Here is a 12,596-nt window from a genome sequence, read left to right as displayed (position 1 = left end):
GATTATCAAAATCCAATTTTTAACTTATCATAGAATTTTCCTTCAAAAGGAGAAATAAAAATTCTAACCCCAAAAACTATCCCCTTTAAGTTCGTGTTAGTTTTATCAAAAGGAAAGCTATATCCACTATAAAGGTGTAAAGCATTCATAAAATTGACTCCCACAATGGGTGAAAAATTCTTTGTAGAAGATTGAAAACCAAATATAAGTCCACTTTTCCGATAAGTCAATTTCACTTCTGGGACAAAATATTGATGACCGTCTTTTCCTTTAAAATAACGAACAGCCAAGCCGAAGTTATATCCGTGCCAATTATTACTGTCAATTGGTAGATTGTATTCAAGCCCAGCGGCAAGGCTATTTCTTCCCTGATAATCATATCCTACACTTATAGCTGTGTGGTTAGCTATTTCCTTAATTTTCTGAGCGTTTATATTAATTGAAAATATCAAAAGCATTGTAATAAAAAAGAATCTCATTATGATTTGATTTGGCGTTTATATGACAGAGATAGTGATTTTATTAATGTTTGTGGTTTAATAACTATCATTTACCATTGATTTGTACAAAAATAAATTTTATAATCTGTTATGAAATAAATTATATTTTTCTTTTTCAATATTTAGCTGTAAATTTGAGCCTTAAAGTTTTAAAAATATGTCAGACGATAAGAAAGTAATTTTTTCGATGTCAAAGGTGAGTAAAACTTACGCTTCGACGAATAAACAAGTGCTTAAGGATATTTATTTGAGTTTCTTTTATGGGGCTAAAATAGGTATTTTAGGGCTTAATGGCTCTGGAAAATCTTCTCTTTTGAAAATAATTGCAGGAGTTGATAAAAATCATCAAGGCGATGTGGTGTTCGCTCCTGGCTATACGGTTGGTTATCTGGAACAAGAACCTCAATTGGACGAAAATAAAACGGTGATCGAAGTGGTTCGCGAGGGAGCTGCTGAAACAATTGCCATTTTGGAAGAGTTCAACAAGATAAATGATATGTTTGGGCTTGAAGAAATCTATTCCGACCCCGATAAAATGCAAAAATTGATGGACAAACAGGCTGAATTACAAGATAAAATTGATGCTTGTGGCGGTTGGGAGATAGACAATAAGCTGGAAATAGCAATGGACGCCCTCAGAACGCCAGAACCGGATACGCCTATCAAGGTTTTATCAGGGGGAGAGCGTCGTCGTGTGGCGTTGTGTCGTTTACTATTGCAACAACCTGATGTTCTGTTGCTTGATGAGCCAACCAACCACCTTGATGCTGAGTCTGTATTATGGTTAGAACAACATTTACAACAATATGCAGGAACTTTAATTGCTGTCACTCACGACCGATACTTTTTGGATAATGTTGCGGGTTGGATTTTGGAATTGGATAGGGGAGAAGGAATTCCTTGGAAAGGAAATTACTCTTCTTGGCTCGACCAAAAGGCAAAACGATTAGAGCAAGAGGAAAAAACGGCTTCCAAACGACGTAAAATTCTTGAAAGAGAGTTGGAATGGGTGCGTCAGGGTGCAAAAGGACGTCAAACCAAGCAAAAAGCACGTTTGCAAAATTACGACCGACTTTTGAATGAAGATCAAAAACAATTGGATGAAAAGTTAGAAATCTACATCCCGAACGGACCTCGTTTAGGAACCAACGTAATTGAAGCAAAAGGAGTTGCCAAAGCTTTTGGAGATAAACTTTTGTATGATAATTTGAATTTTGTATTGCCACAAGCGGGAATTGTCGGAGTGATTGGACCTAACGGAGCGGGTAAATCGACCATTTTCCGTATGATTATGGGAGAGGAAAAACCTGATGCTGGGGAATTTATCATCGGGGATACGGTTAAAATTGCGTATGTAGACCAAACGCATAAAAATATCGACCCTAACAAATCCATCTGGGAGAATTTCTCTGACGGACAAGACTTAATTATGATGGGGGGACATCAGGTGAATTCCAGAGCTTATCTGAGTCGTTTTAACTTCAGCGGAAGTGACCAAAACAAAAAAGTGGCTACACTCTCAGGTGGAGAACGCAACCGATTACATTTAGCAATGACCTTAAAAGAAGAAGGAAACGTACTTTTACTCGACGAGCCGACCAACGATTTAGATGTGAATACGTTACGAGCTTTGGAGGAAGGCTTGGAAAACTTTGCAGGTTGTGCAGTGGTCATCTCACACGACCGATGGTTCTTGGACAGAATTTGTACGCATATTTTAGCTTTTGAAGGAGATTCTCAAGTATATTTCTTTGAAGGAAGTTTCTCTGAATATGAGGAAAATAAACGTAAACGTCTTGGCAAAGAAGTTACCCCAACCAGAATTAAATATAAAAAATTAGTGAGGTAATAATTATTTTGATATGTACCTACAAAAATTAATATGTTATAGGAGAAATGAATTATTCATTTCTCCTAATTTTTTATAAATGTAGGTAAGCAAATGCATATAAATTCTTAATTTTGTATATAATTAAAAAAGAAAAGAATGATTTTAATAAATGTATAAATATGAAAAGGGTATTAATATTTTTTATGCTTTTTTTATTTGTAAAAATGGCATTTGCACAAGTAGTTTATTCTCCAGATAAACATTTAAGACTTTCTTTTGTGTTAAAAGAAGGAGGAAAGCCAGTATACGAACTCAATTATAAGGGTAAAAAAGTAATTGAAGAAAGTAAAATGGGCTTTATCCTAAATGATTTTTTGTATTTTTCAGAAAATTTTTCGGTAATCAGAACAGAAAATACGTCTTCGGATACTATTTGGAAGCCCGTATGGGGAGAAAATAGTGAAATACGGGATAATTATAATGAAATGCTGTTGTTTTTAGTGCATAAAACTAATAACTGGAAAGTAAATATTCGTTTTCGATTGTTTAATGACGGACTTGGGTTTCGTTACGAATTTCCAACACAAAAAGAACTTCGACATTTCATAATAAAAGAGGAACTAACGGAATTCAATCTTACGGGTAATCATAAAGTTTTCTGGATTCCTGCTGATTATGATACAAACGAATTTCCAATTACTACATCTCAGTTATCAGAAATTGATGCTTTGATAGAAAATGTTCGTAAGGAGCCATTAGCTGCTAAAGCACCTTCGCCAAATGTAGCCGTACAAACACCTCTGATGCTAAAAACTAAGGATGATTTGTATATCAATATCCACGAAGCGGCTTTGATAAATTACTCTGCAATGTTTTTAAATGTTGATGGAAAATCTTTTTCTTTAAGTGTACACTTGACTCCAGACAAAAACGGCAATAAAGTTTATTTTCAAACAGGAAACACAACTCCTTGGCGTACAATTATTGTCAGTGATGATGCTCGTGATATTTTAGCTTCTAACTTGATACTAAATCTCAACGAACCTTGCGATTTTGAAGATACTTCTTGGATAAAACCAATGAAATATTTGGGTGTTTGGTGGGAATATTTTATCGGGAGTGGGTCTTCTTGGGCTTACACTGATTTTAAAGATATTACTATTGGAAAAACTGATTACTCAACACTTCCATCAAATGGGCATCACGGAGCAAATACCAGTCACGTTAAAAAGTATATTGATTTTGCTTCTAAAAATGGATTTGATGCTGTATTAGTTGAAGGTTGGAATGAAGGTTGGGAGGATAATGTAGCATATCATAAAGAGAAAATTTATAGTTTCACCAAATCATATCCTGATTTTGATGTTAAAGAACTGCAAAATTATGCACAAAGTAAAGGAGTGAAAATCATAATACATCATGAAACTACTTCTTCTGTAATAGATTATGAACGTCAGTTGCATAAGGCTTTCAAGTTTATGGTAGACAATGGATATAATTCAGTAAAAACAGGATATGTGGGACCTATTATTCCACGAAGCGAATATCACGATGGACAATGGATGGTAAATCATTATAATTATGTCGTAAAAACGGCTTCGGAATATAAGATTATGGTCAATTCACACGAAGCAGTTCGTCCGACGGGGCTTTGTCGTACTTTTCCAAATTGGATTGCTCAAGAGTCGGCTCGAGGTACAGAGTTTGAGTCCTTCAACGGAAATCATCCTGACCATACAACCATATTACCTTTTACCCGATTGAAAGGAGGGCCAATGGACTATACACCAGGAATTTTTCAGGGGGATTTGTCCGTATATGGTTCCAATAAAGCCAAATTGAGTACTACACTCACCAAACAATTAGCACTTTATGTGACGATGTATAGTCCGTTGCAAATGGCGGCAGATTTAATTGAGAATTATGGGCGTTTTTCCGATGCCTTTCAGTTTATAAAAGATGTGGCAGTGGATTGGGATAAAACGTATATTTTAGAAGCAGAACCAGGTGATTATGTAACTATTGCTCGGAAAGCTAAAAATAAGAATGAATGGTTTGTAGGAGGAATCACTGATGAAAACTCACGTGAAGCATATGTTGATTTTAGCTTTCTTCCTTCGGATAAAACGTACGAAGTAATAATTTATGCCGATGCGAAGGACGCCCATTGGCAAACCAATCCTCAAAGTTATGTTATTAGTAAAAAGAAGGTTAATAGTGGAAAAAAGATGAAAATTTGGTTAGCCCCTAGCGGAGGATTTGCTATGAGTATTAAAGAGAAATGAAGTTTTTTATGAATCTTTTAGTGAAATACAATTAATATGTTAATTTTTATTTAAAATATAGTCTTTTTATTAAAAAGTATATTGCGTGGTTTAAATATATTATTATCTTTGTCCTTATTAATTGTATTAAAGTCAATACTATGAATAAAACAGAATTAATTGATGCTATTGCTGCTGATGCAGGAATCACAAAAGTAGATGCAAAGAAAGCATTGGAATCTTTTTTTGCGAATGTAGAAAAAACTCTGAAAAAAGGGGACAAGGTTTCAATTGTAGGCTTTGGTTCTTGGTCAGTTGCTAAAAAAGAAGCTCGTGAGGCAAGAAACCCTCGTACCAATGAAATTATTAAAGTAGCCGCTAAAAATGTGGTTAAATTCAAACCTGGTTCTGAGTTATCTGATGCAGTAAATACGAAGTAAGAAAGTGAAAAGGCTACCTTTTGGTAGCCTTTTTATATGATTAATTTTCGAGTAAATCGGGTCTCCTATTTTTGGTGTGTTTGTAGGCTTCATCTTCTCGCCATTGTTCTATTTCAGGAAAGTTTCCACTGAGTAATATTTCAGGTACTTCCCATCCTTTGTAGGAGGCAGGACGTGTATAAACGGGAGGTGCTAATAAATTATCCTGAAAAGAGTCAGTCAATGCAGAAGTTTCATCTCCTAAAACTCCAGGAATCAGCCGAATAATTGCATCACAAATAATCAAGGCTCCCAATTCGCCTCCTGAAATAACATAATCTCCTATTGATATTTCTTTGGTAATGAAGTGGTCACGAACGCGCTGATCAACTCCCTTGTAGTGTCCGCAAAGAATTATTATGTTTTCCTGAAGAGACATTTTATTTGCCGTTTTTTGGTTGAATGTCTCCCCATCAGGCGTCATATAAATGATTTCATCGTAATGGCGTTGCGACTTTAGTCCAGAAATGCACTTGTCAATAGGTTCAACCATCAAAACCATTCCAGCTCCTCCACCAAACTGATAATCATCTACTTGTCGATAACTTCCTGTACTATAATCTCTTAAATTATGAAAATGAACCTCAACTAATCCTTTTTCAATGGCTCTTTTCATAATTGAAGCATTGAAAGGGCTTTCCAAAAGTTCAGGAACTACTGAAATAATATCAATACGCATCAATTACCTATGTTTGTTGATTTCGTCCTGAAGTTGGCGACGTACTTTTTGCTCTCTTTCTATAGCTGATTTTCTATAATTTTCGTACTCTTCCTGAAGTTCACGTAAATCCTGAAGTGATTTTTTAGTAATTGCACTTCCGTTTACATATTTATATACATAGAAGAATAACAAGCAAGCCAGTACTAACAAAAAGCTCCACATCATTAAAGAATAAGTTGATTTTGGAAGTAAAAAGCCTAAAAAGTTTACACTATCTTTCTCATTTTGAGTTTTTTCAAGGTTGTTTTCTAATTCAGATATTTTTTCATTTAACTTTTTGACTTCTTCTTCGTGTCCGTTTATAATATCTTGTTGAGCTTGTATTTTAGACTTGATACTTTGTAGGCTGTCGATAACATTCTTTTGATAACTACCTAATTTAGCTCGGTCAATAATTTTGTAACTTTGCCAAGAGTTTGCTTTTTCAACCAAAGTTTCAAACTGTTCATTAAGTGTATTTTGTTTTTTCTTAACTTGAACATTTACACTATCTAAACTTTGCTCTTGAGCATTTATTGCAGATGTAAACGAAAAGAAAACTGTTAATGCTCCTACAACTAATTGTTTCCTCATTTTTATATTTTTACGATTAAATTATTTTCAAAAAACAAAAGTAAAAAAATTAATGATAAAAAGGGAGTAAATCGTAAAAAATATTGTGCAATATATGTTTCAGCAAATTTTGTACTGAAAATGGAAATATTTAATTCTATGATTTTATTGTCTTTTTAACAATTAAAGAAAGGAATTTACATTTGTTGATTTGGTAAAAAAAATAGACCGCGAGAGCCTATTTTGTATTGTAATATTTTGATTTTGTCAGAACACTTCGTAAATCCCTGCAGCTCCCTGTCCCGTTCCTACACACATTGTTACCATTCCATACTTTTGGTTACGCTGCTTTAACTCATCGAAAAGTTGTACTGATAATTTTGCTCCAGTACATCCCAAAGGATGTCCCAAAGCTATCGCTCCTCCATTTACATTGATTATTTCGGGATTTAAGTCTAATTCTCGAATAACAGCCAAGGATTGTGAAGCAAAAGCTTCGTTTAATTCAATAAGTTGGAGGTCATTAATGCTCATTCCTGCTTGTTTTAATGCTTTAGGTACAGCTTTTACAGGTCCAATGCCCATTATACTTGGCGGAACTCCAGCTACTGCATAAGTCATCAGTCGTGCGATGGGTTCAAGATTCAATTTCTTTACCATTTCTTCACTCATTAATAGCAAAAAAGCTGCTCCGTCGCTAGTTTGTGATGAATTTCCAGCAGTAACCGTTCCGTTCTGAGCAAAAACGGGCTTGAGTTTGGCTAACGCTTCCAATGAAGTGTCAATACGAGGACCCTCATCAACTTTGAAAGTGTACTTTTTAGTTGTGCGTTTTCCGTTTTCGAGTAATATTTCTTCTATTTCGATGGGAACAATTTGTTTTTCAAATCTATTTTCTGCTAAGGCTTTCAAAGCTTTTTGATGTGACTGAAAGGCAAAAAAATCTTGATCCTCACGTGAAATCTTGAACTGATTGGCAACTTTTTCAGCAGTAAGTCCCATTCCCCAATAAAAATCTTCGTTACCTTCTTTAACAGCTTTGTAATCTGGAGACGGTCGATATCCTCCGAAAGGAATGTAACTCATACTTTCTACTCCACCAACAATTATGCAATCTGCCATTCCTGATTGGATTTTAGCCATTCCCATAGCAATGGTTTCCAACCCTGAAGCACAATACCTGTTTACAGTTACTCCAGGAACTTGGTCAGTTTGGAGCCCCATAAGTGAAATGATACGACCAATGTTCAATCCTTGTTCGGCTTCGGGCATAGCATTTCCTACAATAACATCATCAATCAGAGTTTTATCGAAATTGGGTAATTGTGCCATCATATATGCAATGGTTTCAGCTGCCAATTCATCGGGGCGTTTGAAACGCAACAATCCACGAGGGGCTTTCCCCACAGCCGTGCGATATGCTTTTACTACATAAGTTGTTTTCATAGGCTTTTGTTTTTAGCGAATAGAAAAATACTTACTATTCAAAGGGTTATTAACTATTTTTTATTTTCAAAAAGATATTTTTACAAAGAATTATATTAATTCAAGAAATTTTCTTTTATAAGTTTCCTTGAAGTGATTTCATCAATTTGTAATTGTTCTTTAAGTTTTTCAACTGATTCAAACTTTTGCTCATCACGAAGATGTTCCAAAAAATATATTGTTACGTTGTTTTCGTATATATCTTGTTTAAAATCAAAGTAGTATACTTCTATGGTCGCTCCCTTTCCTTCAATAGTTGGGTTTTTCCCAATGCTCATCATTCCATAAATTTTCTTTTTGCTAAAGATGCTATAAACTAGGTAAATCCCATCTTTTGGAATGATTTTGTAAGATTCTTTGACTTGAATATTAGCTGTTGGAAATCCGATGGTTCTGCCTATTTTCAATCCGTGTACCACCTTTCCTTTGATGCAAAAAGGAGTTCCTAGATATTCCCAAGCCTTTTTAACATCTCCTTCGTGTAAGGCTTGTCTTATTTTTGTAGAACTTACTGATACTTCGTTGATTTCTTGTGCAGGAATTTCTTCTACTTCAAAGCCAAATTTTTTCCCGAACAGCTTCATATCATTGATGTCAGCGTTTCTGTTTTTCCCAAATCGGTGGTCATATCCAATAATAACTTTCTTCGCTTTCAGCCTGTTAACTAAAAGTTCTTCTACAAACTTTTCTGCAGACATTTTTGAGAACGATTCATTGAAAGGACAAATTACCAACTGGTCAACTCCTAATGACTCTAACATTTGTTTTTTTTCTTCAAGTGTGTGAATTAACTTTAAGCTGTCATCTTTTTGGATAATCATTCTTGGATGTGGAAAAAAAGTAAAAATAGTAGCTAATAAATCCTGTTTTTTTGCATTTTCTACAAGTTTCTTTATAATTTTTTGATGTCCTAAATGAATTCCATCGAACGTACCGATAGTAACAACACTGCCTTTTTCTGCCGTAAAATTAGAGATGTCTGTAATTTCTTTCATTTATGAAATAAAGCGTTTTTAAAGTTGAATTCTCAATCAATTTTTGTTTAAGGTTTCGACTACTGATTGTAAAAAGAGTTATAAATATGAATATATTTTTCCTTGATATTACGGCGTTTAAGCTTTAATGTTGGGGTAAGTTCTCCCGTATCAATGCTCCATTCATCGGGTGTGAAGGCAAAAAGTTTTATTTTTTCCCATTTTCCTAAGTTATTGTTTACCTTTTCTACTTCCTTTTCAATTCTTTTGAAAAGTTCTGGGTTTTTGATGACTTCTTCGTTTGATTCTCCCAAATTGATGTTACGTCTTTTTGCCCATTCTTTAACAAAAGAGAAATTTAGTTGTATGATGGCTGCTGGCATTTTTTCTCCTTCGCCTACCACCATTGCTTGCTCAATAAACCGAGATTGTTTTAGTAGATTTTCAATTGTTTGTGGGGCGATATATTTTCCTCCTGATGTTTTGAAAATTTCTTTTTTTCTATCCGTGATTTTTAAAAAACCGTCGCTGTCGAGTTCGCCTATGTCTCCTGTATGGAAGAAACCATCTGTAATAGAATCTTTTGTGAGCTCAGGGTCTTTGTAATACCCTAACATAACATTTGCTCCTTTACATAGTATTTCGCCATCTTCAGCTATTTTTACTTCGATATTATTGATAGGTTTACCAACAGTTCCTATTTTCCAGTATTTACCTGATTTTCTGTTAACAGCAATAACGGGAGAAGTTTCTGTAAGCCCGTAACCTTCCATTATATCGAGCCCCGCAGCCGAAAATACTCTTGCCAGTCGAGGTTGTAAGGCGGCACTCCCTGATACCATCATTTCGAGTTCTCCGCCAAGGGCTTCTTTCCATTTTTTGAAAATTAATTTTCTTGCGATTCCTAATTGGAAACTGTACCACCAGCCATTAACTCCGTACGGTTCATATTTCAACCCTAATTCTAATGCCCAAAAAAACAAACGTTTAGATATTCCTTTTAATTCTGCTCCTTTAGCATAAATCTTATCATATACTTTTTCAACTACTCTGGGTACAACTGTCATTAAGTGAGGCTTAACTTCTTTGATGTTTTCACCCATTTTATCAATAGATTCAGCAAAATAAATTCGCATAAAGTTGTATTGGTAGAAGTACGTCAGCATTCTCTCAAATATGTGACATACAGGAAGAAAGCTCAAGCAACGAGAACCTTGGGCAACGGGTAGTCTATCTTGGCAATCAATTACATTTGAGATGATATTATTATGTGAAAGCATCACTCCTTTTGGACGAGCAGTAGTTCCTGAAGTGTAGATAATTGTAGCTAAATCATTGGGTTGAATGCTGGTTTTGAGTCTTTCTACTTCCTTTTGATTACTGCTATCTTCTCCCAAATCTAATATTTCTTTCCAGCTATGGGCATAAGGGACATCATCAAATGTATATACACCTTTAAGATTTGGAAGTTTATCTTGAATTGAAGTTATTTTGTCAAGCAATTCTTTATCTGAAACAAAGCAATATTTGCATTCAGCGTGATTGAATATATACTCATAATCTTCTAAAGAAATGGTAGGATAAACAGGAACATTTTGAGCTCCAATTTGCAGAATTCCCATATCAAGAACGTGCCATTCTGTACGATTATTTGACGAAATGACAGCAATTTTATCGTTTTTTTCGACACCCAGACGCAACAACCCACGACTAATTTTATTGAATTTATCGATATATTCCTGAGTTGAAGTTTTTTCCCATTTTCCGTTGTATTTTGTAACGAAAGCCGCTTCTGATGGAGAATTTTTCAATTGATGATAAGGAATATCAAACAAACGCGTAACAGCATTCATAGCTTTTCATTTAAAATTACAACGCAAATTAAGAATTAAAAATAGAATAAACAAAATTTCTTTCGAATATGTTAAAATAGATTGTTATGACTGATGTGTAAAAATCTTATAATTAGTGTTTTGTGTCAAAATAAGAAAGGGAAACAATTTTGTATTGCTTCCCTTTATGTGTTAAATTGTATGTTTGTGATTTGCAAAAATATTAATGTAATTGCAATTTATCCACATCGTTAAAGTGCTTTTTGTCCGTGATATTCCCTTTTTTGAGTGTAATAACTCCAGGATTAGAACGAATCATTGTTTTTAAAGTAGTTTCGTCGTTAAAATAAAAGTCGAAATTTAGTTCGTAATCTTTTTTAATTTGTTCAACTTGTTCAATGATAGAAGTTAAGCCGATTACGGTGTATCCCTGTTTTAATGCTTTATCTGTTACCTTTTTGATGGCTTTAAATGCTTCTTTGTCAGATTTATCAATACGATAAGAAGTCACTACAAGTAGCTTTTCTTTATCCATCATTTCGTCAAAGTAACTTTCACCATTTTTTTCTATGAAGAAATCGTGAATGGGAGGCGTATAGCCAGGATCTATTAATTTTGTATCAAAAGACACGAACTCTCCATCTACTTTTGGGTAATTACCTTGTGTTACAAATACTTCCTCTTTTCCGTTTACGTTGAATTTCCAGTGATAATCATACTTTGGTAGGGGAGCCCCTTCAGGAACAATCATCCCCTCGGGAATGTTTGTGCCTATCTTGTAAGCTCTGAAGTCTCCCACAGGCAAATGATTATAAACGTGGTGTACAAAAGCAATACAACCTATTAAAGATAATACACTGATAACTAAAGGAGTGTTCCCTTTTATGATGGGCGTAATATACTTTTGACCAATAAAGAGGATTAAAGTTAATACCAATAGAAACACATCTTTTCCGAAGGATTGCCAAGGAGTGAATTTGATAACATCACCAAAGCAGCCACAATCTGTAACTTTATTAAAATAAGCAGAGTAGAAGGTAAGGAAGCCAAAGAATATCAGCATAGCAAGTAATGACCACAACGTAAGTTTTGTTTTGTAGCCAACAAGTAACATTACCCCTAAAAGTACTTCTACTATACAAACAGCAATTGCTAACCAAAGAGCGAAAGGTTCTAAGAAAGGCAGATTTAGTACAGGTTCGCTAAAGTATTCTTCTAACTTAAATGAAAACCCGATAGGGTCATTGAGTTTGATAAGTCCGCTAATGATAAATAGTACGCCTACGATAAAACGGACAAAATGTGTAATATATCTCATATTCAGATAATAATTAATGATAGTGATTGATTGTGTAATTCTATGATTCAGTTAGGTGGATTAATGCAAAAACAGCGTAGTTAAGCATATCTTGGTAGTTTGCTTCGATGCCTTCACTAACAAGTGTTCTACCTTGATTATCTTCTATTTGCTTCACTCGCAACACTTTCTGTAATATAAGGTCAGTTAGTGAACTTACTCGCATATCTCGCCACGCCTCACCATAATCGTGATTTTTGCTTTCCATTAGCGAACGAGCTTCTTTAATTTTCTGTTCATAAAGTGCTACGGCTTGTTCTGTGTCCAAGTCAGGCTGTTGAGCAACGCCACATTCAAGTTGAATTAAAGCAATGGCAGAGTAGTTTATAATACCAATAAATTCGGATATTTCATCTTCATCTACCTTGCGAATACCATTTTGTTGCAAACTACGGATACGTTGTGCTTTGATGAAAATTTGGTCGGTAAGTGAGGGTAACCTCAGGATACGCCAAGCACTGCCATAATCTTTCATCTTATTGACAAACATACTCTTGCAAGTGTTGATAACATTATTATATTGTTCTATAGTTCTATTCATTTGTTATTAGAAATAGTTGGGCAAAGATACTACTTTGTGCCAAAATTTAAAACATTTCAT

11 protein-coding genes are annotated in these 12,596 nt (G+C 34.6%); 3 read left to right on the top strand and 8 right to left on the bottom strand.

Features of this window, described 5'->3' with window-relative positions; translation table 11 throughout:
- Window positions 1–5: 5 nt before the first annotated feature.
- Window positions 6–479: a hypothetical protein gene (locus tag YW9_RS0101485; protein ID WP_155848695.1), complete on the bottom strand. Its 474-nt coding sequence runs from the start codon at window positions 477–479 to the stop codon at window positions 6–8.
- A gap of 178 nt (window positions 480–657) precedes the next feature.
- Here YW9_RS0101485 and ettA point away from each other — a divergent pair, with 178 nt between their 5' ends.
- The 3 genes from ettA (at window position 658) to YW9_RS0101470 (ending at window position 5,035) form a co-directional block, all read left to right on the top strand.
- Window positions 658–2,349 carry an energy-dependent translational throttle protein EttA gene (gene ettA, locus YW9_RS0101480; protein ID WP_018278402.1) on the top strand — a complete coding sequence of 564 codons (1,692 nt, stop codon included), beginning with the start codon at window positions 658–660 and terminating at the stop codon, window positions 2,347–2,349.
- Window positions 2,350–2,510: 161 nt separating this feature from the next.
- Window positions 2,511–4,616: a glycoside hydrolase family 97 protein gene (locus YW9_RS0101475; RefSeq protein ID WP_026193726.1), complete on the top strand. Its 2,106-nt coding sequence runs from the start codon at window positions 2,511–2,513 to the stop codon at window positions 4,614–4,616.
- Window positions 4,617–4,741: 125 nt separating this feature from the next.
- On the top strand, window positions 4,742–5,035 hold the full coding sequence (locus tag YW9_RS0101470; protein ID WP_255317870.1) for an HU family DNA-binding protein: 294 nt from the start codon (window positions 4,742–4,744) through the stop codon (window positions 5,033–5,035).
- A 40-nt stretch (window positions 5,036–5,075) separates the two neighbouring features.
- On the opposite strand, the gene trmD is transcribed toward YW9_RS0101470, so the two are convergent.
- From trmD to YW9_RS0101435, 7 genes are all read right to left on the bottom strand, one after another.
- Complete coding sequence (gene trmD, locus YW9_RS0101465) at window positions 5,076–5,753, bottom strand: tRNA (guanosine(37)-N1)-methyltransferase TrmD (protein ID WP_018278399.1); 678 nt, start codon at window positions 5,751–5,753, stop codon at window positions 5,076–5,078.
- Window positions 5,754–5,756: 3 nt separating this feature from the next.
- A complete protein-coding gene (locus YW9_RS0101460; RefSeq protein WP_018278398.1) occupies window positions 5,757–6,368 on the bottom strand; it encodes a V-type ATP synthase subunit I domain-containing protein in 612 nt (203 codons plus the stop codon).
- Between the two features lie 246 nt (window positions 6,369–6,614).
- Complete coding sequence (locus tag YW9_RS0101455) at window positions 6,615–7,793, bottom strand: acetyl-CoA C-acyltransferase (protein ID WP_018278397.1); 1,179 nt, start codon at window positions 7,791–7,793, stop codon at window positions 6,615–6,617.
- A 95-nt stretch (window positions 7,794–7,888) separates the two neighbouring features.
- Entirely contained in the window at window positions 7,889–8,827 is a 939-nt protein-coding gene (locus YW9_RS0101450; protein ID WP_018278396.1) for a bifunctional riboflavin kinase/FAD synthetase, read from the bottom strand.
- A gap of 59 nt (window positions 8,828–8,886) precedes the next feature.
- On the bottom strand, window positions 8,887–10,659 hold the full coding sequence (locus YW9_RS0101445; RefSeq protein ID WP_018278395.1) for an AMP-dependent synthetase/ligase: 1,773 nt from the start codon (window positions 10,657–10,659) through the stop codon (window positions 8,887–8,889).
- Window positions 10,660–10,861: 202 nt separating this feature from the next.
- Window positions 10,862–11,956: a BT_3928 family protein gene (locus YW9_RS0101440; protein WP_018278394.1), complete on the bottom strand. Its 1,095-nt coding sequence runs from the start codon at window positions 11,954–11,956 to the stop codon at window positions 10,862–10,864.
- 40 nt (window positions 11,957–11,996) lie between these two features.
- On the bottom strand, window positions 11,997–12,536 hold the full coding sequence (locus YW9_RS0101435; RefSeq protein ID WP_026193725.1) for a DUF1599 domain-containing protein: 540 nt from the start codon (window positions 12,534–12,536) through the stop codon (window positions 11,997–11,999).
- Window positions 12,537–12,596: the final 60 nt, after the last annotated feature.

This window comes from Capnocytophaga cynodegmi DSM 19736, from assembly GCF_000379185.1.
GTDB classification, from domain to species: domain Bacteria; phylum Bacteroidota; class Bacteroidia; order Flavobacteriales; family Flavobacteriaceae; genus Capnocytophaga; species Capnocytophaga cynodegmi.
This window is presented reverse-complemented; position numbering and strand designations above follow the sequence as displayed.

What these genes read in the sequence shown, in the direction of transcription:
- YW9_RS0101455 (WP_018278397.1), bottom strand. Translation starts at nt 7,793, where the DNA reads ATGAAAACAACTTATGTAGTAAAAGCATATCGCACGGCTGTGGGGAAA.
- YW9_RS0101435 (WP_026193725.1), bottom strand. Translation starts at nt 12,536, where the DNA reads ATGAATAGAACTATAGAACAATATAATAATGTTATCAACACTTGCAAG.
- trmD (WP_018278399.1), bottom strand. Translation starts at nt 5,753, where the DNA reads ATGCGTATTGATATTATTTCAGTAGTTCCTGAACTTTTGGAAAGCCCT.
- YW9_RS0101440 (WP_018278394.1), bottom strand. Translation starts at nt 11,956, where the DNA reads ATGAGATATATTACACATTTTGTCCGTTTTATCGTAGGCGTACTATTT.
- YW9_RS0101460 (WP_018278398.1), bottom strand. Translation starts at nt 6,368, where the DNA reads ATGAGGAAACAATTAGTTGTAGGAGCATTAACAGTTTTCTTTTCGTTT.
- YW9_RS0101445 (WP_018278395.1), bottom strand. Translation starts at nt 10,659, where the DNA reads ATGAATGCTGTTACGCGTTTGTTTGATATTCCTTATCATCAATTGAAA.
- ettA (WP_018278402.1), top strand. Translation starts at nt 658, where the DNA reads ATGTCAGACGATAAGAAAGTAATTTTTTCGATGTCAAAGGTGAGTAAA.
- YW9_RS0101475 (WP_026193726.1), top strand. Translation starts at nt 2,511, where the DNA reads ATGAAAAGGGTATTAATATTTTTTATGCTTTTTTTATTTGTAAAAATG.
- YW9_RS0101485 (WP_155848695.1), bottom strand. Translation starts at nt 479, where the DNA reads ATGAGATTCTTTTTTATTACAATGCTTTTGATATTTTCAATTAATATA.
- YW9_RS0101450 (WP_018278396.1), bottom strand. Translation starts at nt 8,827, where the DNA reads ATGAAAGAAATTACAGACATCTCTAATTTTACGGCAGAAAAAGGCAGT.